The 22,948-nt window shown below is 60.1% G+C and carries 21 protein-coding genes; 12 read left to right on the top strand and 9 right to left on the bottom strand.

What is annotated here, in order from left to right:
- The first annotated feature begins 120 nt into the window (after nucleotides 1–120).
- Nucleotides 121–945, top strand: coding sequence for an ABC transporter permease (locus K529_RS10040; RefSeq protein WP_005630501.1), 825 nt, complete (start codon nucleotides 121–123; stop codon nucleotides 943–945).
- Here the strand turns inward: K529_RS10040 and K529_RS10035 are convergent.
- The gene (locus K529_RS10035) at nucleotides 942–1,868 is read right to left on the bottom strand and encodes a DMT family transporter (protein WP_005630503.1); all 927 of its coding nucleotides are present in this window, start codon (nucleotides 1,866–1,868) and stop codon (nucleotides 942–944) included. The two genes, K529_RS10040 and K529_RS10035, sit on opposite strands and share 4 nt — an antisense overlap.
- A gap of 398 nt (nucleotides 1,869–2,266) precedes the next feature.
- On the opposite strand from K529_RS10035, the gene K529_RS10030 reads away from it, so the two are divergent.
- From K529_RS10030 to K529_RS10020, 3 genes are all read left to right on the top strand, one after another.
- The gene (locus K529_RS10030) at nucleotides 2,267–3,442 is read left to right on the top strand and encodes an aspartate aminotransferase family protein (RefSeq protein WP_005630505.1); all 1,176 of its coding nucleotides are present in this window, start codon (nucleotides 2,267–2,269) and stop codon (nucleotides 3,440–3,442) included.
- A gap of 76 nt (nucleotides 3,443–3,518) precedes the next feature.
- Nucleotides 3,519–4,445: an ornithine carbamoyltransferase gene (argF, locus tag K529_RS10025; protein ID WP_005630508.1), complete on the top strand. Its 927-nt coding sequence runs from the start codon at nucleotides 3,519–3,521 to the stop codon at nucleotides 4,443–4,445.
- Between the two features lie 175 nt (nucleotides 4,446–4,620).
- On the top strand, nucleotides 4,621–5,565 hold the full coding sequence (locus tag K529_RS10020; protein ID WP_005630509.1) for a hypothetical protein: 945 nt from the start codon (nucleotides 4,621–4,623) through the stop codon (nucleotides 5,563–5,565).
- On the opposite strand, the gene K529_RS10015 is transcribed toward K529_RS10020, so the two are convergent.
- From K529_RS10015 to K529_RS10000, 4 genes are all read right to left on the bottom strand, one after another.
- Complete coding sequence (locus K529_RS10015; RefSeq protein WP_046002630.1) at nucleotides 5,566–7,056, bottom strand: inorganic phosphate transporter; 1,491 nt, start codon at nucleotides 7,054–7,056, stop codon at nucleotides 5,566–5,568.
- 109 nt (nucleotides 7,057–7,165) lie between these two features.
- Nucleotides 7,166–7,633 carry an NUDIX hydrolase gene (locus K529_RS10010; protein WP_005662206.1) on the bottom strand — a complete coding sequence of 156 codons (468 nt, stop codon included), beginning with the start codon at nucleotides 7,631–7,633 and terminating at the stop codon, nucleotides 7,166–7,168.
- Between the two features lie 143 nt (nucleotides 7,634–7,776).
- Nucleotides 7,777–10,272 (bottom strand): ATP-dependent helicase HrpB, encoded by a 2,496-nt coding sequence (gene hrpB / locus K529_RS10005; RefSeq protein WP_046002631.1) that lies wholly within the window; start codon nucleotides 10,270–10,272, stop codon nucleotides 7,777–7,779.
- A gap of 26 nt (nucleotides 10,273–10,298) precedes the next feature.
- Nucleotides 10,299–11,048: a DUF3108 domain-containing protein gene (locus K529_RS10000; protein WP_046002632.1), complete on the bottom strand. Its 750-nt coding sequence runs from the start codon at nucleotides 11,046–11,048 to the stop codon at nucleotides 10,299–10,301.
- A gap of 124 nt (nucleotides 11,049–11,172) precedes the next feature.
- Between K529_RS10000 and meaB the strand changes: the two genes are divergently transcribed.
- The 4 genes from meaB to K529_RS09980 all read left to right on the top strand — a co-directional run bounded on the left by meaB (nucleotide 11,173) and on the right by K529_RS09980 (nucleotide 13,859).
- Complete coding sequence (gene meaB / locus K529_RS09995; RefSeq protein WP_005661590.1) at nucleotides 11,173–12,174, top strand: methylmalonyl Co-A mutase-associated GTPase MeaB; 1,002 nt, start codon at nucleotides 11,173–11,175, stop codon at nucleotides 12,172–12,174.
- A 302-nt stretch (nucleotides 12,175–12,476) separates the two neighbouring features.
- Complete coding sequence (gene rpmB / locus K529_RS09990; protein ID WP_005661592.1) at nucleotides 12,477–12,767, top strand: 50S ribosomal protein L28; 291 nt, start codon at nucleotides 12,477–12,479, stop codon at nucleotides 12,765–12,767.
- Between the two features lie 168 nt (nucleotides 12,768–12,935).
- Nucleotides 12,936–13,280 (top strand): hypothetical protein, encoded by a 345-nt coding sequence (locus tag K529_RS09985; RefSeq protein ID WP_227511849.1) that lies wholly within the window; start codon nucleotides 12,936–12,938, stop codon nucleotides 13,278–13,280.
- A gap of 78 nt (nucleotides 13,281–13,358) precedes the next feature.
- Nucleotides 13,359–13,859: a copper chaperone PCu(A)C gene (locus K529_RS09980; protein ID WP_005628738.1), complete on the top strand. Its 501-nt coding sequence runs from the start codon at nucleotides 13,359–13,361 to the stop codon at nucleotides 13,857–13,859.
- A 63-nt stretch (nucleotides 13,860–13,922) separates the two neighbouring features.
- On the opposite strand, the gene K529_RS09975 is transcribed toward K529_RS09980, so the two are convergent.
- Complete coding sequence (locus K529_RS09975) at nucleotides 13,923–14,624, bottom strand: NAD-dependent deacylase (RefSeq protein ID WP_005628740.1); 702 nt, start codon at nucleotides 14,622–14,624, stop codon at nucleotides 13,923–13,925.
- A gap of 114 nt (nucleotides 14,625–14,738) precedes the next feature.
- Here K529_RS09975 and K529_RS09970 point away from each other — a divergent pair, with 114 nt between their 5' ends.
- Nucleotides 14,739–15,176, top strand: a complete 438-nt coding sequence (locus K529_RS09970; protein ID WP_040642820.1) for a low molecular weight protein-tyrosine-phosphatase — start codon at nucleotides 14,739–14,741, stop codon at nucleotides 15,174–15,176.
- A gap of 27 nt (nucleotides 15,177–15,203) precedes the next feature.
- Here the strand turns inward: K529_RS09970 and K529_RS09965 are convergent, their stop codons facing one another.
- Both K529_RS09965 and K529_RS09960 read right to left on the bottom strand, forming a co-directional pair.
- Nucleotides 15,204–16,169, bottom strand: coding sequence for a LysR family transcriptional regulator (locus tag K529_RS09965; protein ID WP_040642822.1), 966 nt, complete (start codon nucleotides 16,167–16,169; stop codon nucleotides 15,204–15,206).
- Between the two features lie 268 nt (nucleotides 16,170–16,437).
- Nucleotides 16,438–16,758 carry a hypothetical protein gene (locus K529_RS09960; protein WP_005628747.1) on the bottom strand — a complete coding sequence of 107 codons (321 nt, stop codon included), beginning with the start codon at nucleotides 16,756–16,758 and terminating at the stop codon, nucleotides 16,438–16,440.
- A gap of 202 nt (nucleotides 16,759–16,960) precedes the next feature.
- Between K529_RS09960 and lepA the strand changes: the two genes are divergently transcribed.
- Together lepA and murD are read left to right on the top strand one after the other, a co-directional pair.
- Nucleotides 16,961–18,760: a translation elongation factor 4 gene (lepA, locus tag K529_RS09955; protein ID WP_005628750.1), complete on the top strand. Its 1,800-nt coding sequence runs from the start codon at nucleotides 16,961–16,963 to the stop codon at nucleotides 18,758–18,760.
- A 203-nt stretch (nucleotides 18,761–18,963) separates the two neighbouring features.
- Nucleotides 18,964–20,382 (top strand): UDP-N-acetylmuramoyl-L-alanine--D-glutamate ligase, encoded by a 1,419-nt coding sequence (murD, locus tag K529_RS09950; RefSeq protein WP_005628753.1) that lies wholly within the window; start codon nucleotides 18,964–18,966, stop codon nucleotides 20,380–20,382.
- On the opposite strand, the gene K529_RS09945 is transcribed toward murD, so the two are convergent.
- Nucleotides 20,379–21,554 (bottom strand): BaiN/RdsA family NAD(P)/FAD-dependent oxidoreductase, encoded by a 1,176-nt coding sequence (locus tag K529_RS09945; protein ID WP_005628756.1) that lies wholly within the window; start codon nucleotides 21,552–21,554, stop codon nucleotides 20,379–20,381. The two genes, murD and K529_RS09945, sit on opposite strands and share 4 nt — an antisense overlap.
- Before the next feature lie 223 nt (nucleotides 21,555–21,777).
- On the opposite strand from K529_RS09945, the gene ftsW reads away from it, so the two are divergent.
- Entirely contained in the window at nucleotides 21,778–22,947 is a 1,170-nt protein-coding gene (gene ftsW, locus K529_RS09940; RefSeq protein WP_005628759.1) for a putative lipid II flippase FtsW, read from the top strand.
- The last annotated feature ends 1 nt before the right edge of the window (nucleotide 22,948 follow it).

Raw genomic sequence — 22,948 nt, 5'->3', positions numbered from 1 at the left:
CTACAATAGTCACTGGCGGGCGAGATACAAGCCATGAACCGACGTCTCATTGCATAGAACCGCTGCTTGCATCCCTGTGATGAGCGATTATGCAGGGGGCAGCGAGAAAATGAGGGTGGCATGTCAGATAACAACACACAGTCGAGCTTTCGCATCGAAGTGGGTGAACGCCGGTTTGGCAGGGTGAATTGGCTGGGTCTCAAGACGCTCGCCGGGCGTGAAATTAAACGTTTTCTGGTGGTCTACACCCAGACCCTGGTGGCACCGATGGTGACGGCAGCGCTGTTTTTGCTGATTTTTTCCATCGCAATCGGTCCGCGCCGTGGGGATGTGATGGGGGTGCCGTTTATGTCCTTTATCGCGCCGGGCATTATGATGATGACGGTGATCCAGAACGCTTTTGCCAATACATCGTCCTCGATTGTGATTTCAAAGGTGCAGGGCAATATCGTCGACACCTTGATGCCGCCGCTGTCGGGGTTTGAGATCCTGCTCGGCTATCTCGCAGGTGCGATTGCGCGCGGCGCTTTGGTTGCGGTTGGGATTGGACTGGGTTTGGTGCTGGTGCTTGGAATGGTGCCCGCTCACCCGCTGGTGGCGCTGGGATTTGTCATCTTGGGGGCGGCGTTCCTAGGCGGGCTGGGCATTGTCGCCGGGGTTTTTGCAGATAAATTCGATCAGATGGCGGCGATCACCAATTTTGTGGTGACGCCATTGGCGTTCTTGTCTGGCACCTTTTACTCGGTCGAGGCGTTGCCGCCGGTGCTCTATGCAATTTCACACGTCAATCCGGTGTTCTACCTAATCGATGGGGTGCGCTACGGCATGATTGGCGTATCTGACAGCGACCCGGCCTTCGGCGCGCTCGTTTGCCTAGGGGCGACAGCTGTCATCGTTGCGCTGGCGTGGCAAATGCTGCGCACAGGATACCGGTTGAAAAATTAGCGCTCTGTCTCGGGGCGGGGCAGGCGTTCTGTAACCGTTGGACGCTTGCCATTGACGCTTTCGCGCCATGCAAGCAGCCCCGCGCCAGACAGGATAATGCCAGCCCCGAGGATTGTGATCCAGTCTGGTACAACGCCAAAGATCACCGCATCATAGATTGCTGCAAAGACCAGTGTTCCATAGGCAAATGGGGCAACAAAAGACGCATCCGCCCGCGCCATCGCATTGACGAAGCAGGCCTGTGCGCAGGCCATAAGCGCGCCGAGCGCGGCCAGCGCGCCCCATTGCGCCGCTGTTGGCATTTGCCAGACGGCAAGCGCGGCGCAGGAGGCAATAACCATCCCAATCAGGTTGTTGACCCACAGGATCTGCACAGGCGGCTCCCCACCTGCCAGTTTCTTGATGAAGATCAGCTCAGCCCCCATGGCCAGGGCCGCGCCTAGTGCCAGCAATGCTGCAGGTTGAAAACTCTCAGGTGTTGGCCGCAAGAGAATCATTGCCCCCGCAAGAGCAATCGCAGCAGCAAGCCACCGCCACGGCCCGACCTTTTCGCCGAGAAACGGGATCGCCAGCATCATGCCGATCACCGGGTTGAGAAATGAAATGGCCGTTGCGTCTGCCAGCGGGATAAAGGCCACAGAGGCAAACATCAGCGTGACACCGCCCCAGCCAAACGTGGATCGCCCGATATGCAGCCCCCAATGGGGCTTGTGGATCTTCTGACGCAAGACCACAACGGCCACTGAAATCCCGATAAAGGCAAAGACAAATCGCCCCTGACTGATTTGCAGGGCGTGCAAGGGCGGCCCCAGCACATCTGTGCCAAGCGATTTCGCCAGCAGGGTGGTGCCTGCAATAAACACAGTTGCCAGCAGGATCAGTGCCGCAGCAAGGGGTGGGTTTTGTGGGGTCTCATGCGCCATGCGACAATCGGTGCGACAGCGCGGCCCTAAAGGCAAGCGCAAAGGTTGCGCTGTTGATCGATGCATTCCAGACATTGTTCCTGCGCCCATCCCGCATGCCAGTCAGCATGCCCGTCGTTTTGTTCTAAAATAGGTGCCGAAGGGGGTTTTCACGCGTCGATGCTTCCGTTATGGAGCCTTCCTATGATCAAACACGCAACTCTCTTGTCGACTCGACGTCGACGCCAATGTGCCTGACACGCTGCCAATCGCAGCGCTTTTGATCCCGCGCGCCTCGCTTGTTCTTCAAAATGGCGCCACCCCTTCAAACCAAACCGGACCAGTTGTTGACCGTCGCCCCGTGGTGGGGCACTGATTTGGTCCTGACCCCGTTAGATCTCTCTTAAAGGATGTTTCAGATGATCCCCTCCGTTCTTCCGACCTATAACCGGGCGCCCTTGAACTTCGTCAAAGGCGAAGGGTCTTGGCTGATCGAGGCGGATGGCCGACGTTTTCTGGATCTGGGCTCTGGCATTGCGGTGAACGCGCTGGGCCATGCACATCCCGCTCTGGTGGAGGCGCTGACCAGTCAGGCGCAAAACCTCTGGCATGTCTCCAACCTCTACGAGATCCCCCAGCAGCAGGCTCTGGCGGATAAGCTGGTCGCGGAAACCTTTGCCGATACGGTGTTTTTTACCAATTCCGGCACCGAGGCTTGTGAGCTGGCCGTTAAAATGGCCCGCAAGTATCATTTTGAAAAGGGCACACCCGAGAAGGTCGAAATTATCACCTTTGAAGGGTCGTTCCATGGGCGCTCTTCTGCGGGTATCGCTGCGGCAGGCTCTGAGAAAATGACCAAAGGCTTTGGTCCATTGCTTCCTGGTTTTGTGCATCTGCCATGGGGCGATGCGCAGGCGGTCGCAGCGGCCATTGATGAAAACACTGCGGCCATCCTGGTAGAGCCAGTGCAGGGCGAAGGCGGCATCCGCCCGATGCCCGATCAGGATCTCAAAGATCTGCGTGCCCTCTGTGACGAACATGGCATTCTTTTGATCCTCGATGAGGTGCAATGCGGCGTAGGTCGCACCGGCAAGCTTTTTGCGCATGAATGGGCAGGGATCACTCCGGACATCATGATGGTCGCTAAGGGCATTGGCGGCGGTTTTCCTCTTGGTGCGGTGCTGGCAACAGAGAACGCTGCCTCCGGCATGACCGCTGGAACCCATGGCTCGACCTATGGTGGCAACCCGCTTGGTTGCGCGGTGGGTTGCGCGGTGATGGATCATGTAGCGGCTCCTGAATTCCTCGCCGAGGTAAACCGCAAGGCCGGTCTTTTGCGTCAGAAACTCGAAGGTCTCGTGGCGTCCCATCCAGAGGTTTTTGAAGAAGTCCGTGGCTCCGGTCTGATGTTGGGCCTCAAATGCAAGGCGGTGAATGCAGAGGTGGTCAAGGCGGGCTACGCGGCTGAGGTCATCACAGTGCCTGCAGCCGACAATGTCATCCGTCTGCTGCCTGCGCTGACGATTTCAGATGCTGACATCGAAGAAGCCATCTTGCGTCTTGAGGCTGCGGCAACGGCGGTTGAAGCCGCCTGATCTTCATCTTCTCATAAATATCTCGGGGGGGTGGGGGCTGGCCCCCACGTCTCCCTCTCCAGAAAGCGACGACAGTATGAACCATTTTCTCGATATCCATAAAACCTCACCGGCTGATCTGCGCACAATCATTGATCAGGCAGGCCAGATGAAATCTGCGCGTCAGGGCCGGCCCAAGGGCACACCCGATGACGACCAGCCGCTTGCTGGCCGCATGGTGGCGCTGATCTTCGAAAAGCCATCGACGCGGACCCGGGTGTCCTTTGACGTAGGTGTGCGCCAGATGGGTGGCGAGACGATGGTTCTTTCGGGCAAGGATATGCAACTCGGGCATGGCGAGACCATTGCCGATACGGCGCGTGTCATGTCGCGCTACGTCGATCTCATCATGATCCGGACCTTTGATGAAACAGTGCTGACAGAAATGGCGGAATACGCGGATGTGCCAGTCATCAACGGGCTTACCGACCGCACGCACCCTTGTCAGATCATGGCCGATATCCTCACCTATGAGGAACATCGTGGCCCGATCAAAGGCAAGAAAGTTGTCTGGACCGGTGACGGCAACAATGTCTGCGCCTCATTCATTCACGCAGCGGGACAATTTGGCTTTGATCTGACCTTTACAGGCCCCTCGCAACTGGATCCTGAGGATGAGTTCATCGGCCTTGCCCGCAGGGCCGGATCTAAGATCACCATTGAACGCGACGCGGCCAAGGCGGTCGAGGGTGCTGATCTAGTGGTGGCAGACACTTGGGTCTCCATGCACGACAGCCAGTCATCTAAAGAGCGGCGTCACAACATGCTGCGCCCCTATCAGGTGAACGATGCGTTGATGGCGCATGCAAAACCGGATGCGCTGTTTATGCACTGCTTGCCCGCACACCGCGAAGAGGAAGTGACCTCTGCAGTGATGGACGGTCCACAGTCCGTGATCTTTGATGAGGCGGAAAACCGGCTGCACGCGCAAAAGGCCGTGATGCGCTGGTGTCTGGGCGTCTGACCTGACCACGGCGGGAGCGCTCCCGCCCGTCGCAGCCGCATTAAAATGCAGCTCCTCCCGTTGGGCGTAGCGCCGGGCCTTTGGCCCGGCGCGTTGCGTTCCCCGGGTCAGATCTGGTCAGGACCGCCCACGTCTGACACAGTGGCGCTTAGTGGATCGGCAAGGGAGTGCCGTTGTGAGTGAGGGCCATATCGTTGTGCTGGGAGCTCCGGCTCTGGCGGGGTTTTGCGCAGGGCTTTGGGCAGCGGCCGGGCATAGGGTGACATGGGGTGTGGCTCCACAAACCCAAGCACAGTTTGAACGCGGCGGATTGCGCCTTACCGATCCCAGCGGGCTAGATGCACGGATCGGGCCGGATGTGCTGGACTGTCTGCCGGTGCGCGACGCTCTGCGGTGTGCTGATCTTGTGGTTCTGCTGGATCTGGACGAATTGAAAGCCGTAACAGTCTGGTCGGAAATCGCATCAAACGCGCCTGTGGGCACCATGGTGCTGAACGTCACTTCTGCGACCTCCGCAAATTGCGTGCTACCTCCGGCCACCCCCACTGGAGGGCAGATGGTCTTGGGCCTTGCGCCATGGTCTGTGAACCAACATGTCGAGGGCTCGCAAGATGAAGCACTCTGGATGCACCGTCATGGGGCAGGAGGGCCAATGCGCGTCGCGGAAGAAGCGGGCATTTGGGCTCGCGATTTGAGCGTACCCTGTCTCGATGTCAAAGCTCAGTCTGATATTTCGGGTTTGATTTGGGGGAGCAAATTGGCCAGGCTGCTGCCGCTGTGCTCGAGCCTTGCAGGGATTGCGCCACGCGCGCTCTTGCAGGACCGCGTGTGGCGCAACATGTGTGCCGACCTGCTTGAAGAGGCGCTGGCTGTGCTGCGAAAAACGGGCATTCGCCCAAAACCAGCGCGGGGCTTGCCGCTGTCCTTGCGGCTCAGGGCCTTGCGAGTGGGTGGCCTATTGAACACCTTGGCATGGCCAGAGGTTTCGATGGTTCAAGGCGGCTCCGCGAAAGAGGCAGATCTGTCGCTATTGCAAGACTTGTCAATTCTTGGCGCGCGCGTCGGGATGGCGATGCCGATCAGCGCCTCTCTGCTTCAGGCAGATGTGCGAGGCGGCTGATCAGACCGAGAATACATGCATCAACGCATAAATGCCGGCCGAGAGCGCGGCGGATAAAGGAACCGTGATCAGCCATGCCGCCAGAATGGTCAGGACATGGCTGCGACGCACCAAGCGCCGGCGGCTGCGATCTTCGCGTGGAAGGCCGGGCCGCTCCGCCTTTTGCCCAGCACGGCGCGCATGTGCGGCCGCATATTCGCGATAAAATCCCACGCCAAAGACCGCACCGACGGCCACATGCGTCGATGAGACTGGCAGCCCAAGCCAGCTGGCCACGATCACCGTGAGGGCTGCAGAGGTAGAGACGCAATAGGCGCGAATGGGATTGAGCTTGGTGATTTGGTTGCCCACCATATTGACCAACCGAGGGCCAAACAGCAGCACCCCCATCGCCATCCCAAAAGCGCCGATGATCAGCACCCAGAATGGGACATGGAGCGAGGTCAGTGCATTGATTTCGGCCGGGTGAGTGCCTGCCTCCTGTTGGCCCATGACATGTACAATGGTCGCCAGCGGGCTGATGGCATTGGCGACATCATTGGCCCCGTGAGCAAAAGACATCAGCACCGCCGCGATGACCAGCGGCAGCCGGAACAACGCTTTGATTGCACCTTTTTGATGCTCCAACTGCGCAGCGCGATGCAGAATAAGCGGTCGGGCGATGAGGAACGATAGCAGCGCCACACCAACCCCGGCCAAGAGCGCTTGGCTGGACGTTGCAGACGACAGGCTTTCGGGCAGTTTCAGCACAAAGAACGTACCAAAAGCCCCCCCCATTCCGGCCAGCAACAGCGGAACCCAACGCCGCGCTGCTGCCATTTTGTCATCCTGTTGGGTGATCAGCTGGCGGATCAAAGCAAGAAGCGCCATTGCAAGCACAGCACCGATGAGCGGCGAGAGCATCCAGCTGGCCGCAATACCACTGAAGGTGAACCAATCTACCGCGCCAAATCCCGCCGCTGCGGTGGTCGCGCCCAATATGGAGCCGATGATGCTCTGGGTGGTGGAAACTGGTGCGCCCATCCATGTGGCCAGATTGACCCAGAGCGCCGATGCAATCATGGCCGACATCATCGCCTGCACAACGGTTTGTGGGGCGCTCATGGCCTCTGGGTCGATCAGCTTGCTGGACACCGTCGCGACCACTTCGCTGCCACCAAGGAGTGCGCCAGAGACCTCGGCCAAGGCGGCGGCAATCAGGGCTGCGGTCATCGGAAGCGCCTTGGCACCAACCGCAGGCCCCATGTTGTTGGCCACGTCATTGGCCCCGATGTTGAGCGCCAGATAAGCACCAAACACGGCCGCAACCATGGCCATGATGGTCGTAGGCGATGTGCCGAGCACGAGTGCGGCCTCGACACCGGCCAGTGCCATGAATGCGAGCGCCAATCCGAGCCCCAAAAGCGGGCGCACGACATAGCCTGTGGTGCGCTCCATCTGGTTGAGACGGGCGAGATCTTTGTCCAGCAATCTCCAATCAGGGCGCGCCATCACAGGGAACTTTCGTCAAAACGACAATTGGCTACGGGATGCCCGGCATGTCCGGCAGACTGACCGGATGCCTTATGGGCGAGGATAAGGGCGAAGGGTAACAGCGAGTTCAAGAGGGGCGGAAGCTGTTCAGAAGGTCTTGAAGCTGAGGTTCGCGCACCATTTGCGCGGCTTCTTGAGGTGGCACCCAGTTGCGCTTGCGCTCATGAGCCTCTGGAAAATCATCGCGCAGATCTTCGACCTCGATTGCATAGACCAAAGTCTCCAAAGGCTCCGCAGTGCCGTTATCGAGACGTTTGTCATATTCAAAACGCCCCACCGGAGCCTCGTCGAACTGCCCCTGACGCACGCCTGCTTCTTCCCAGGCTTCCTGTGCGGCACTTTCTGCACTGGATTTACCTTCCATGGGCCAGCCCTTCGGGATGACCCAGCGGCCTGTATCTCGGCTTGTTACAAGCAACACCTCGCACCCCGTGTCGGTACGGCGAAAGCACAGCGCCGCAACCTGCAGCCTGCGCGGGCGCGACAGCATGGGAAGAAAGGTCTGAGACCAGAATTTCTGCAGTAACTGTTGCATCGAATGCTCGAAGCCTTTTGGGCGTGTTCTTATACTCTTTAGCTGAACGAGGAAGTGCAGATAGTCTTGTTCTGGGGTGAGTACAACTTCTTTGTGTTAAACTTTCGCTACCGTTGCTCTTATATCATTGTTGCATCGGCTATTCACTTGCGCGGGCGGGCGCGCAGGGTTGCTTCGGCTTGAGTGGGATCTTCGGGCCAGGGGTGTTTGGGGTACTGCGCGCGCATGTCCTTGCGCACATCGGCGTAGGAGCCGGACCAGAATCCCGGCAGATCGCGGGTGATCTGGATCGGGCGACGGGCTGGCGACAAGAGCGTGACCTTCAGTGCCACACCCGCGACGGTGGGATGGCGGGTGACGCCGAACATCTCCTGCAGGCGGACCTCGATCCCCGGCGTGTCGCTGGCGTAGTCAATGGGGATCTTGCGCCCAAGCGGTGTCACGAAACTGCCCGGAACCTCGCGGTCAAGGAGCTGGGTCTGTTCCCACGTCAGCGCGGCGCGCAGGGCCGGGAGCGCGTCAAAACCCTTCCAATCAGCGTCCGTGCGCATGCCCGTTAGCATGGGCAGCAGCCAGTCCTCGAGAGTTGCCATCAGGCCCGCCTCGGAGAAATCCGGCAGGTCGTGGCCTTCGGCGCGCAGCAGTTCGACACGGGTGGCAAGCCGCGCGGCGGCGGGCGACAGGCGCAGGCCGAGGTCACGCACACCGTCGAGCATGGCGGTGGCGGTGGCCTCGGGCGGGACGTCCTTCCAGATGCGGTCGTCCAGCACCAGCGCGCCAAAGCGTTCCTGTTTGCGCGCCACCACGCGGCGGTCGCGTTTGGACCAGCTGCAGAGATCCTGCCAGTGGATCTGATCTGCAAACAACGCGCGGATTTCGGCCAGGGTTATCTGCGCCGCAAGGCGGATCTTGGCCTCGCGCGGATTGCCGTCGCTGTCGGTCACAACAAGGTAGGAGGCCGCGGCCAGCGGGTCGGAGTTTTCCAGCACCGCGCCCTTGCCACCAGAGAGCACATAGCGGGCGTCATCGCCCTTGCGGCGCTGCGCCACCCGATCCGGATAGGCCAGCGCGGCCATGGCCGCCGCAGAGAGCGGCTCTGATGTGGCGGCGGCGGCGGGTCTGCCCGCGGCGCTGGTCGAAGCGTCGCTCTGCCCGCCGCGTTGCCGGCGCAGGCGCTTTGCCTCGCTGGTGATCGCCTGCAGAGCGGGGGTCTTGACCTGATAGGGGCGGCGGTCGCGGAAGCGGCGCAGATCCCGCAGGGCCTCAAGACGCAGCGCCAGATCGACCGGCGCGCCGCGCAACGGGTCGCGGTCCGCCATCAGCGCCGCCAGTGCGGCGCTCTCCGGTCCCGCCACTGCCAGCATATGCGCCAGACGCGGGTGCAGGGGCAGGCGGGCCAGCGCGCGGCCATGGTCGGTGATCCGCATCTGCCCATCCAGCGCGCCGAGCATCTGCAACAGGGCACGCGCCTCGGACAGGCTACCGGCAGGGGGCTGGGTCAGCAACGGCAGATCCGCAGGCTCCGCGCCCCAAAGCGCCAGTTCCAGCGCCAGACCGGTGAGGTCTGCGGCCTCGATCTCGGCCCGGGGGTAGGCCATCAGCGCGCCCTCTTCGCCCTTGGACCAGAGCCGATAGCAAGTGCCCTCGGCCACGCGACCGGCGCGGCCCTGCCGCTGAGTGGCTTCGGCGCGGGTCACGCGTTCTGTCACCAGCCGCGACATGCCAGCACCGGGGTCGAACCGGGCGCGCCGGGCCTGTCCCATATCCACCACGACGCGGATGTCCTCGATCGTCAGGGAGGTTTCGGCGATGGAGGTCGCCAGCACCACCTTGCGCCCCTCGGAGACGGGGGCGATGGCGGCGCGTTGTTCGGCAAAGGGGAGGGCGCCAAACAGCGGACGGATTTGGCAATTCCCGGGCAGACGGGCCTCCAGCGCGCTGGCGGCGCGGCGGATTTCGCCCTCGCCGGGCAGGAACACCAAAAGGCCCCCGCCGGTTTTGCGGGTCTCCCCTTCCGCGCGGGCGACCAGATCCACCAGCGCGTCCAGCTTGCGTGCCTTGGCGGGCAGGGGGCTGTCGAGCCAGCGGGTTTCGACCGGGTAGCTGCGGCCCTCGGAGGTCACGATGGGCGCATCCATCAAGGCCGCCACCGGGCCTGCATCCAGCGTGGCGGACATCGCCAGCAGCAAGAGGTCGTCGCGCAGGGCACCTGCAACCTCCAGACAGAAGGCGAGCCCCAGATCGCCATTGAGGGAGCGTTCGTGAAATTCGTCGAAGATCACCGCGCCGACGCCCGGCAAGTCCGGGTCCGATTGCAGCATCCGGGTCAGGATGCCTTCGGTGACAACCTCGATGCGGGTGGATTTTGAGGCCTTGGCCTCGCCGCGCACCCGGTAGCCGACGGTCTGACCGGGGCTTTCTCCCAGGGTTGACGCCATGCGCTCTGCCGCTGTGCGGGCGGCGAGGCGGCGGGGCTCCAGCATCAGGATGCGCCCGGTGGTCAAGCCTGCCTCAAGGATCGCAAGCGGCACCTTGGTGGTCTTGCCCGCGCCGGGGGGCGCTTGCAGCACCGCGCGGCCCCGCGCGCGCAGAGCATCAATCAGGTCGGGGAGCGCGTCATCAATCGGGAGCCTTATCATGGCGGCGCTTATCGCCAATCGCGGGCTTAACGTCCAGCCTGCGTAAGCCCACCTTGCAACGTCACAGTGCCGAAAACCGTGGCGACTTTGGCGGCGGACATGTGGAAACGCCCATCCGGCCCGGCTTCGTAGCTGAGTTCGAGATCAAAGGACTTTGCCCGCGCCAATTCTCGCGTGCTGTAGCCGTCTTCGCGGTGCAATGTGCCCCGGCAGACAAACCCCGCCCCCTTTGGACGTGGCGGGCCCAGCACCAGCCGCGTGCGTCGTGCCCCATCAAAGATCGGCTGATCGAGAGTGCAGAGATCATCTGCTGCTTGCGGTGCCACTGCGCGGAAAATGGCGGTCGCCGGATCAACCGTGTCGCGCTGATGCTCCGGGCGAAGAGGCGGGGTGTCGGCACCAAGACGCCCGCCGGTGACCCGGGGCACGCCATTCGCATAATCGAGTTGAGCCGTCGATTGCCTCTGCCCGGTGTTGACGTTTTCCAGGAACCACGCGGGCCGAGGGCCTGCAGGGGTCCAGCGCCCCCGTGCCTGCATCTCGAAATGAACCTTTGCCAATAGCGCCACCGCACCGGTCGAGGTAAAGCGACTGCGCACGCCATAGGTGCCACCGCTGCGCTGGCTGGCAAGAGTGAAAGTGCCAAGTTTGACGCCGAGGCCCCGCACAACATAGTGCTGCTGATCGCGCGTGCTGGGGTCATTCGCGAATACAACCATGGGCGATATGAAGGCCGCGAGCAGGATAACCCCTCTGAGGACAAGGTAACGGCGCATCAAGGCAATTCCTTTCCAATATCAAGCGTATGTTTCAAAGCGGCATTGAGGTTTTGCGGCAGGGCCACTGGACAAGCGCGCCCCGGCTGCGCCATCAATGCGCGGCAAGGACGAGAGGCGCGCCATGGACATCGCACAGCTGAGTGACAGGATCTTAAACGCGGACCGTCGGGCCTTGGCCCGCGCCATCACATTGGTGGAAAGTGCGCGTCCGGATCACCGTGCGCAGGCGGATGACTTGCTGTCGCGGCTGGCCAAAAGCGACCGTCAGGCACTTAGGATCGGTCTGTCAGGAACGCCCGGGGTGGGTAAATCCACCTTTATCGAGGCCTTTGGCATGATGCTCATCGGGCAGGGGCTGCGGGTTGCGGTGCTGGCGGTTGATCCCAGCTCGGCGCGGTCCGGTGGATCAATTCTGGGGGATAAAACCCGGATGGAGCGGCTCAGCCGTGAGCGCGCGGCGTTCATTCGCCCCAGTCCCAGCCAGAGCCACCTTGGCGGCGTCGCACGCCGCACCCGCGATGCGGTAGCGTTATGCGAGGCGGCGGGGTTTGACGTGGTGTTGATCGAAACCGTGGGGGTGGGGCAGTCGGAAACCGTTGTGTCGGAACTGTCCGATCTGTTCCTGTTGTTGCTGGCCCCGGCAGGTGGCGATGAGCTTCAGGGCGTGAAGCGCGGCATCATGGAGATCGCCGATATGATTCTGATCAACAAGGCCGATGGCGATCTGAAAGCGACGGCGACTCGCACCTGCGCCGATTATGCCGGGGCGCTGCGGCTTTTGCGCAAACGTCCGCAAGATCCGGATGGTTTTCCCAAGGCGTTGACCGTCTCTGCAATCGAGGCCGCCGGGTTGGATAAGGCGTGGGCAGAGGTGCAGGCGCTGGCCGGGTGGCGGCGCGAAAACGGGTTTTGGGACCAAAACCGGGCGCAGCAAGCGCAGTATTGGTTTTCTGAAGAGGTGCGACAGGCGCTTTTGGCGCGGCTTCAGACCTCTTGGGCAAAGACGCGCATGACGGAACTGTCGAAAAAGGTGGCTGAGGGCGCGCAAACCCCACAAGAGGCTGCGCGCGATCTGTTGACGGGTTTGGGTGTCGCGGACCTTGACCCGTCGCGCGTGGGCTAGGACCTGCGACTCAGGTGCGACGGTTGAGGGTGTTCACGGCCTAATATGGCGTGCACACGCTTGCATCTTGGCCTCGAAATTGTAAAAGCCCGCCAGCGCTGGAGGGGATGGCGCGGGAATGTCGGCTGGTCTGCCATAAAAGCGTCGCATATGGCTTGACCATCTTCGCGATTCCTCCTAAACGCATCCAACCAGTTTTCGGGCGCAGCCAATGGCAGCGCCCTTGTAATTTGGCGACTGATTCCAAAAGGCCGGGCAGGCTGTACTCGGGTCGGGACGCCGCAGATACGAAGGATAACACCATGTCGCGCCGTTGCGAACTGACCGGAAAAGGCCCGATGACTGGCAACAATGTCAGCCACGCCAACAACAAAACCAAGCGTCGTTTCTTGCCGAACCTGAACGACGTCACCCTGCAGTCCGAGACTCTCGGCCGCGGTGTGAAGCTGCGCATCTCTGCTGCAGCGCTGCGTTCGGTTGATCACCGTGGTGGTCTGGACGCCTTCCTTGCCAAAGCAAAAGACGCAGAGCTGTCTGACGCGGCGCTGAAGGTCAAAAAAGAAATCGCAAAGGCACAAGCCGCGCAGGCCTGATAGGCTGCGTGATTTCTTGATCCTGCCCAAGAATTTCAAAAGACCACCGAGTGCGAATCTCGGTGGTCTTTTCCGTTTGGTGCCAACGATTCATCTCCGCGACTCTTTGCCCGCGGCTTAGGGTCGGGGCTTGTGGCATGTCTGTCTTCCTGAGATATGATTGTGCCAATGACATTGCTTAGACGGTATACCGCCCTGCTGCTCGCGGCGGCATTGTTGCTGACCGGCCATAGCGCCGCTGCCAGCCGCTTTGCGCGTGATGCGACGGGGCAGGTCATCCTGTGCACCGGCACGGGGCCTGTGACTGTCTATGTCGACGAGAACGGCGAACCGACGGGCGCGCCGCATATCTGCCCGGACTGCATCAATCACATCCTTGATCTGGCTCAGAGCCCGATGGTGTTCCTCGCGCCCGCTGCCGTGATGCGGCAAGCGCATCGACTGCCCTCGCGCGCGCAGAGCGATGTTGCAACGGAGCGCACGGCCCGTGCGCGCGCGCCACCGTTGGTCTGACCTGTTCCCAAACTTTACGTCAGGCCGGTTGCACGCATGTGCCCGAAGCCAACAGTCAAATTCTCAAGGAGACAAAAGATGTCCTTTAAATCTCTCAGCCGCTCGGCAGCATTTTCCGCGATTGCAACTCTCGCTCTTGCGGGCACCGCTGCGGCGGAAATGGTCGTGCAGGACGCCTATGCGCGGTCCAGCAATAAAATGTCGGGCGGGGCCTTCATGGAGGTCCTCAATCAGGGCGACACCGATGACCGCCTTGTGGAAGCGCGCTCTGACGTGGCCAAGCGGGTGGAGTTGCACACCAGCAAAGAAGACGCCAACGGCGTTATGAAGATGATGCCTGTAGAAGAGGGCTTTGCGATTCCGGCAGGTGGGACGCATATGTTCCAGCGGGGTGGCGATCACATCATGTTCATGGGCCTCAACCGTGAACTCAAGGATGGCGATAAAATCGACGTCGCCTTGGTGTTTGAAAAAGCCGGAGAGGTCCCGGTTCAGATCGAGGTGGATATGGACCGTCAGCCGACAGAAGGGCATGCGGGCCACGATAATCACGGCGACCACAGCGAGCATTCCAACTGATCGTCTGCAGGTCTTTGACCGCAGGCAGATGAACGCAAAGCCCCGGCATATGTCGGGGCTTTTTTATGCGTTGCTGCCCGTCAGCAGGCCTTCAACCCATTTTGGCACAATCTCTGTTGCAGGGCCAAAATGACGCTCTCCAAAGGCCCGGCTGATCTCCGAGGGTTCCAGATTCAGCTCGACCGTATCAGCGCCATTGGCTGCCGCTTCCTGCACAAAGGACGCGGCCGGGTAGACCTGCCCAGAAGTCCCAATCGACGCGAACAGATCGGCCTCTTCCAGATGAGAGATGATCTCTTCCATGTGATAGGGAATTTCACCGAACCAGACCACATCGGGGCGCGCCTGTTGAGCGCCACAGGCGGGGCATGTTGTCGCCAGTGTCATTTCCATAGGGGCCTGCCATTGATGCGCGCAGGCAGCACAGAGAGCGCCTCCTAATGTGCCGTGCATGTGGAGCACATTGCGCGCACCTGCTGCTTCATGCAGCCCGTCCACGTTTTGCGTCACGATGACGACCTCTCCCGCCCAGTGTTGTTCGAGCTGCGCGAGGGCGAGATGGGCCGCGTTCGGCTGGGCTTCTGCGGCCTGTTGGCGGCGTGCGGAGTAAAAGCGATGCACCAGCTCGGGGTCGCGGGCAAAACCCTCAGGTGTTGCTACATCTTCGATCCGGTGCTGGGACCATAACCCGCCCTCGTCGCGAAATGTGCCGAGCCCGCTTTCTGCTGAAATCCCGGCACCGGTGAGGATCACAATCTTGCTCATGTCACGCCCTTTGTGTCGCGGTTTATTCATGGTCGCTGTGTTGATAAACTGGCATAGTCGGGCAGGTGCCGAAAATACTTAATTTCAGCATTTCAAATCTAAAAGGGATCTTCCGTGAAAAGCGTATTGTTTGTCTGTCTTGGTAATATTTGCCGATCGCCCGCTGCGGAGGCGCTTTTTCGAGAAAGATGCCCTCATATACGAACGGATAGTGCTGGCACCTCGGATTTCCACGTGGGAGAGCCGCCATACGCGCCTATGGCGACCGCAGCAGGCGCGCGTGGAATTGATATGAGCGATTTGCGGGCACGACAATTCACCACGAGTGATTTTCGAAACTTTGATTTGATCGTCGTGATGGATAAAGAAAACCGGCGCAACGTGGAGAGCTTGCGCCCAGCCGGAAATACCACCCCGGTCGAGCTGTTTGCTCCCTTTGCTGCGGAGGGGACTGCAGATGAGGTGCCTGACCCCTATTACTCCCGCGACTTCGACGGCTGCCTCGACCTATTAGAAAGCGCTGCAATTGGATTGCAGCGCAAGATCTCGTAACGGTGATTGGGGGGGCGTCGGTAAACCTTAGCTCTCAAGCACGCGCAATTGCCCGGCCAGCCATGGCAGGCGGTTGATTGCGGGTGCGATGATCTGGCTTTGGGTAAGGCGACGCACAGTGCCGGCAACTTCGAGCGGAACCGTGTCCGGCCAATCCGACTGCGCAAACAGAGAAATGCGACGTGAAAAGCCTGCGAAGGGCAGGGCGAATGCGTCGATCTCTTCGTGGAAACGCGCGGCACGCATGTAACCCAGCGGCGTGGTGATCGCCCAACCGATGCGGCGTGCAACCATTGCCATCAGCGCAAGATGAGAGCCAATTTCGAAACGGTCATCAAACTCCATCTTGTGGCGGGTCAGATGAGATTCGATCTGCTGGGAGATCAATTGATCACGGGCATAGCGCAACAAAGGCAGGTGATTCAGTTGATTTCCAACGTCATCCGGGTCGGTGACGCGTCCGCGCGGTGCAACAAGGATGAACGGATCTTCGATCAGCGGATATTCGTTCATATCGGAACGCAGCTCTCCGGTGGAAGCGGCGACGCCGATATGCAGTTCTTTTTCTGCCATGGCCTTATAGATGTCATGGCTGGACGCGGTGACCATCTTGAAGCGGCATTGGGTCAGGCTATCGGCCAAAATGGTTGCAAGGCGCGGTGTCAGATCATTGTCGAAGTCATCAATCAGCCCCATGGAAAGCGCGGGCAGATGTGAAAGATCCATCACCGTAAGCTCGCTCTGGGCCAGTCGTAATTCGCTCAAAACCGCCTGAGTGCGGGACAGGAAGCTGCGCCCGGCCGAAGTCAGAACCATAGGGCGACGACCGTGATCTACGAGATCGGAGCCAAGGGCTTTTTCGAGGTTGCGAAGCTGCTGGCTGACCGCTGGCTGACTAAGACCAGTAATGTCGGCAGCCTGCGCAACAGAACCCGACTTGGCCAAAGCTTCAAAAACTTCTAGCCCTCGGAGAGTAACGCCTTTCATAAGCATAGGTTGGCTCCCAAAAGTCCAATTTCATTCAAACTCCGTCACGCGATGCTTCTGCCGGGGGAGCGTCTGAACACTACACATCACAGGATTTCCCTGCATGCGAAACAATCTTCAATGTTTCTATTTTTATTTTATTAGTTTGAAAAGGAAAAAGTTATCAATTCGGATGATTTATAGGAAGTTTCACGTTTTTGAAAGAAAAATGGTCACGGGCAACGCCAATTAACCATTTTTCCATCAAAGATCAAAGTTGACGGTAAACGCAGCATTAACCGCAGATGCGCTCGGCGTCACTTCCAAAAACTTTGTATTTCTTCCACAGGCGAGCATCGCTGCTGCGTGCTGATTGGCGCACTTCTTGTGCCCGGTGGGGATCAGCAAACCATTTGGAGACGGTGCGCTGTTCGGATTTGGTCAATCGGCCTTCGGCGACCTGCTGGATGCAACGGCACAGGTTTGCCTCGGCAGCGCTTCTGTTTGAATTGCGGCATGCACGCTCAATCGCCCCGGCTTCAGCTGACGGTGCGACAAAGAGGGTGGAGGTAACGCATAGGCAGGCGGCGAGGGTCAGTCGGAACACGATCATCATTCTCCGGTTGGCACAGTTGGGAATACGAGAAATTTGACTACCTATTCCACATCTCAACGGGAGATTTCAATGGGGAGACAGCGGAGTTTGGCTGCTTGGGATCTCGTAGGCGGCAACAGGTCGCATCTGCGTGCATTTCACCGGCGCACAAGCGCACGATCCACCTTGACCAAACGCAAAATCCCAATCATATGCGCTTGTCATGACAGAGCTCTCGAAAATCCGCAATTTCTCCATCGTCGCTCATATCGACCACGGCAAGTCCACGCTTGCTGACCGCCTCATCCAATCGACGGGGACGGTGCAGGATCGTGACATGAAAGAGCAGCTGCTCGACGCCATGGACATCGAGCGCGAGCGGGGCATCACCATTAAGGCGAACACCGTCCGCATCGATTACGAGGCCGACGACGGTGAACGCTATGTGTTGAACCTGATCGACACCCCCGGTCACGTCGACTTCGCCTATGAGGTCTCCCGCTCCATGCGCGCGGTTGAAGGTTCTCTGCTGGTGGTCGACTCGACCCAAGGGGTTGAGGCGCAAACACTGGCGAATGTCTATCAGGCAATCGACGCAGATCATGAGATCGTACCGGTTCTCAACAAGATCGACCTGCCCGCCGCTGATTGTGATCGCGTCGCCGAGCAAATCGAGGATGTGATCGGCATTGATGCGACAGATGCCATTCAGGTGTCAGCCAAAACCGGCATTGGCATCAAGGAAACCCTTGAAGCAATCGTGAAGCGCCTGCCCGCACCAAAAGGGGAGCGCGACGCCCCTCTGAAGGCGATGCTGGTGGATAGCTGGTATGATGCCTACCTCGGCGTCATCGTGCTGGTGCGCATCATGGATGGCGTTCTGAAAAAGGGTGACCAAATCAGGATGATGCAGACCAACGCCCGCTATGGTGTTGAGCGTATCGGTGTGTTCCGCCCTGCCATGCAGACTGTTGATGAGCTTGGCCCCGGCGAAATCGGCTTTATCACCGCCTCGATCAAGCAGGTGCGCGATACCAAGGTGGGCGATACCATCACCCATGATAAAAAGGGTGCCGAGGTCGCGCTGCCGGGCTTTAAACCCTCGGTGCCGGTGGTGTTCTGTGGTCTGTTCCCGGTGGACAGTTCCGAATTCGAAGACCTGCGCAACGCGATTGAGAAACTTGCGCTCAATGATGCGTCTTTCTCTTACGAGATGGAAACCTCTGCGGCACTGGGCTTTGGCTTCCGCTGCGGCTTCCTGGGGCTCTTGCACCTTGAGGTGATCCGCGACCGGATCGAGCGCGAATACAATATCGAACTGATCACAACCGCGCCCTCCGTGGTTTATCACGTCTTTGGCAAAGACGGTGTGATGTCCGAACTGCACAACCCTGCCGACATGCCCGATCTGTCCACAGTGGATCACGTCGAAGAGCCGCGCATCAAAGCGACCATTCTGGTGCCGGACGAATATCTCGGTGATGTGTTGAAACTCTGTCAGGATCGCCGTGGCATTCAAGAAGACCTCTCCTACGCGGGGTCGCGCGCCATGGTCGTTTATGATCTGCCGCTGAACGAAGTGGTCTTTGATTTCTATGACCGGTTGAAGTCGGTGACCAAGGGCTATGCCTCTTTTGACTATCAGATGCTCGGCTACCGTATCGATAATTTGGTCAAAATGTCGGTGCTGGTGAACGATGAGCCTGTGGATGCGCTGTCGATGATGGTACACCGCGACCGCGCCGAAGCGCGGGGGCGTGCGATGTGCGAAAAGCTCAAGGAGCTGATCCCGCGCCACATGTTCAAGATCCCGATTCAGGCAGCCATCGGCGGCAAGGTCATCGCCCGCGAGACCCTTTCCGCAATGCGCAAGGACGTGACCGCGAAATGCTACGGCGGCGATGCCACCCGGAAGCGCAAGCTCTTGGACAAGCAAAAAGCCGGTAAGAAAAAGATGCGCCAATTTGGTCGTGTCGATATCCCGCAGGAGGCGTTTATCTCTGCACTGAAGATGGACGATTGATCCTCAAGGCCTCCCTCAGCGGGAGGCCTTTTTCGTTGCGCGCCTGCTTGGGTGAGGGGGGAACCCTGCGCCGGAACACCGGATCGACTTGTCGTCGACCTGTGTGGGGAGGTGGTTCCTGCCACATGTTGTCTGCGCTTGCATTCTGGCCCCGCTCAGGTGCAATGTCGCGCCGATTTGAACCACTATAAATGAGGTGAAGCATGATCCCGGTCAAAGGCGTCACAGGACAAAACGTGGCAGTGCTGGGGTTGGGGCGTTCGGGGCTTGCCACTGCGCGTGCGTTGCGCGAGGGCGGGGCCGAGGCGATCTGCTGGGATGACAACCCTGCCGCGCGCGAAAACGCCGAAGCGGAGGGGTTCACCTGCCGCGAGTTGACCAAGCAGGGCGCATTCGAAGGCATCTCAGCCCTGATCGTGTCACCCGGTATCCCGCACCTCTATCCCAAACCGAACCCGGTGGTGCGTGCGGCATTGAGCGCGGGTGTCCCGGTGGACAATGACATTGGCCTGTTCTTCCGCTCAGTGGCGACGTCGGAATGGGATGAGTTCGACACACCGCCAAAAGTGATCGCGGTGACTGGCTCCAACGGGAAATCAACCACGGTGGCGCTGTTGCACCACATTCTTGAACATGTCGGGCGCAACAGTCAGATGGCGGGCAATATCGGGCGCGGGGTGCTGGACATCGACCCACCCGTGGACGGCGGTGTCGTGGTGCTGGAGCTCTCATCTTATCAGACGGATCTGGCGCGTGCGCTCACCCCGGATGTGGCTGTTTTCACCAATCTCACCCCGGATCATCTGGACCGCCACGCAGGCATGGGGGGCTATTTCGCCGCCAAACGACGTCTGTTTGCCGAAGGTGGCCCTGACCGCGCGGTCATTGGCATCGACGAGGATGAAGGCCTGTTCCTTGCGGGGCAGATGAGTGAGGGCAATGGTGACGACCGGGTGATCCGCGTCTCATCGGAGCAAAAACTCTCTGGCAACGCGGGGTGGAGCGTATTCGCCCGCAAAGGGTTCCTGTCGGAGTACCGCAAGGGTCGGCAGGCGGGATCAATTGATCTGCGCGACATTCCCGGCCTGCCCGGTGCGCATAACCACCAAAACGCCTGCGCGGCCTATGCGGCGGCGCGCACCCTTGGTCTTGCGCCGCGGGTGATTGAGGCTGCGATGAAGACCTACCCGGGCCTGCCACACCGCAGTCAGCGTGTCGCGCAGGTGAATGGGGTGTCTTATGTGAATGACAGCAAGGCCACCAATGTGGACAGCGCGGCCAAGGCGCTGAGCGCATTCAAAAAGATCCGTTGGATCTGCGGCGGTCTTGAAAAAGAAGGCGGGCTTGAGGCGCTGAAGGGTGCGACAGGTGAGGTTCTCAAGGCCTATGTGATCGGTCGCGAAGCGGCGCAATTTGCCATGCAGCTCAACGTCGATGCGGAGGTCTGTACCACTATGGCAGCGGCGGTTGAACATGCGATGGCCGATGCAGGTGAGGGGGAGACTGTGCTCTTGGCTCCTGCGGCGGCGAGCTTTGATCAATACGATAGCTTTGAAAAACGCGGCGAGGATTTTATCGCAGAGGTCACAGCGCGTCTGAACGGCCAGGGCCCCAACGATTAACCCCGGATAGCGGTTCCTGCGGCGTGGCCTGACGCCCATGCCCATTGGAAGTTGTAACCGCCAAGCCAGCCGGTCACATCCACTGCTTCGCCAATAGCATAAAGGCCGGGCACCGCCTTGGCCTCCATGCTACGCGACGACAGCGCATCGGTGTCGATGCCGCCCAATGTGACCTCGGCGGTGCGGTAACCTTCGGTGCCCGTGGGTTTTAATCGCCAGTCTTTCAGCCGGTCGCACAGCGCCTGAAGCGCTGCGTCGGACTGATCGGCCAATCGCCCCTTAAGGCTGCCATCTGCCGCCAGATCCTCTACCAGCCGTGCGGGTAGGTGGCGGGCAAGTTCTGTGGTCAGATCCTTGCGTCCGCTCTGTTGGCGTTGCTCGCGCAGGGCCACAAAGAGATCCACCTCCGGCAAGAGGTGCACCGCGATCTCCTCGCCCTCGCGCCAATAGCTGGAGATTTGCAGGACCGCAGGGCCAGAAAGTCCACGGTGCGTGAACAGCAGGGCCTCATCAAAACTGGCCTCGGCATTGGAAATGCGCGCAGAGACCGACACGCCCGCAAGGGGTTTGAACCGATCCGCCCCAAAGGTGAAGGGCACAAGGCCCGGGCGTGTGTCCAGAACATGAAGGCCGAACTGCGTGGCGATCTCATAGGCAAGCCCAGTTGCACCCATTTTGGGGATCGATTTGCCCCCCGTCGCCAGCACGAGGTTTTGCGCGGTGACCGTCACGGGTTTGCCTTCGCGTTCCAGCCGCACGGTGAAACCGGCGCTGCCATGAGACACATCGACCACCGAGGTTTGCAACCACAGATCGGCGCCCGCATCGCGCAGCTCTTTGACCAGCATCGCAACGATCTGTCGGGCGGAGTCGTCACAAAACAGCTGGCCAAGGGTTTTCTCGTGCCATGCGATGCCATGGCGGGTGACCAGCTCGATGAAATCCCATTGGGTGTAGCGCGCCATCGCCGATTTGCAGAAATGCGGATTCTGCGAGAGGTAGTTTTCCGGCGCTGCATACATATTCGTAAAGTTGCAGCGCCCGCCGCCAGAGATGCGGATCTTTTCGCCCGGTGCCTTGGCATGGTCCACCACGAGGCAGTCGCCCCCTGCGCGCGCTGCGCACATCATGCCAGCTGCGCCAGCGCCGAGAATCAAGGTTTTTATCCGCATGGGCCGCATCGACCATGAAAGCGCGCACCACGCAAGTCGCAGCTGCAAAAGCAAATGTGACCACTGCGGGGCGGAATGATGTCATTTTCCCCGGCTGGATGCCCGGAAGATGCTGGCCTGATCGGCGCAATCGGGTTACACTTTAGCCAATAAGTCCCAAAAACGGGACACATCGAGGCGAAACAGGCCCTGCACCTATGGGCCCAATCAAGGCAGTGAACCCATGACTGAGATGGTCTATGGCGCGCTTCCCGCGCAAGAGGGGGAGCCGATCCTCCCGAAATGGTGGCGGACACTGGACAAGTGGACGACGACTTTCATCGTGTCCCTGTTCATTGTTGGCCTGCTTCTGGGGCTGGCGGCGTCGGTTCCGCTGGCGGCGCGCAACGGTCTGGACAATTTTCACTATGTGCAGCGTCAGGCCTTTTTTGGCTGTAGCGCATTGGTGGCGATGATGCTGACCTCGATGATGTCGCCGACGCTGGTGCGCCGGTTGGCGGTGATCGGTTTTATCTTTGCTTTCGTGGCGATGGCGCTCTTGCCCATCTTCGGCACCGATTTTGGCAAAGGGGCGGTGCGCTGGTACAGCCTTGGCTTTGCGTCGCTGCAACCGTCGGAGTTTCTAAAGCCCGGTTTCATCGTGCTTGCCGCCTGGATGATCGCCGCCAGCCAGCAGATTTATGGCCCTCCGGGGACGCTGCTGTCCTTTGGGCTTTGCATGGCAGTTGTGATGCTTCTGGTGCTGCAACCCGACTTCGGTCAGGCCTGTCTAATCCTCTTTGGCTGGGGCGTGATGTATTTCGTCGCCGGCGCGCCGATGCTGCTGTTGGTGGGCATGGCAGGCGTGGTGATCTTTGGCGGCGTCGTTGCCTATTCCAACTCCGAACACTTTGCCCGCCGCATCGATGGCTTTCTGAGCCCGGACCTCGACCCGACCACGCAGCTTGGTTATGCCACCAATGCGATCCGTGAGGGTGGTCTGTTTGGTGTCGGCGTCGGCGAAGGACAGGTGAAGTGGTCACTGCCGGATGCGCATACCGATTTCATCATTGCCGTCGCGGCCGAGGAGTACGGTCTGGTGCTCGTCTCCATCATCATCTTCCTCTACGCGATGATCGTTGTCCGCTCGCTGTTCCGCTTGATGCGCGAGCGGGACACATTCATCCGCCTCGCCGGGGCGGGGCTGGCCTGCACATTCGGCGTTCAGGCGATGATCAACATGGGCGTTGCGGTGCGTCTTCTGCCCGCGAAAGGCATGACTTTGCCGTTCGTAAGCTATGGCGGCTCCTCCCTGATTGCAGGCGGCATCGCAATGGGTATGCTCCTAGCCTTCACCCGGTCCCGACCTCAGGGCGAAATCGCGGACGCCTTGCGCGGACGTGGGCGCGGATAAG

This window comes from Tritonibacter mobilis F1926 (assembly GCF_000376545.2).
Classification (GTDB): Bacteria; Pseudomonadota; Alphaproteobacteria; order Rhodobacterales; family Rhodobacteraceae; genus Epibacterium; species Epibacterium mobile.
The sequence above is the reverse complement of the archived record's forward strand: the minus strand, read 5'-3'. Positions and strand labels throughout refer to the sequence as shown.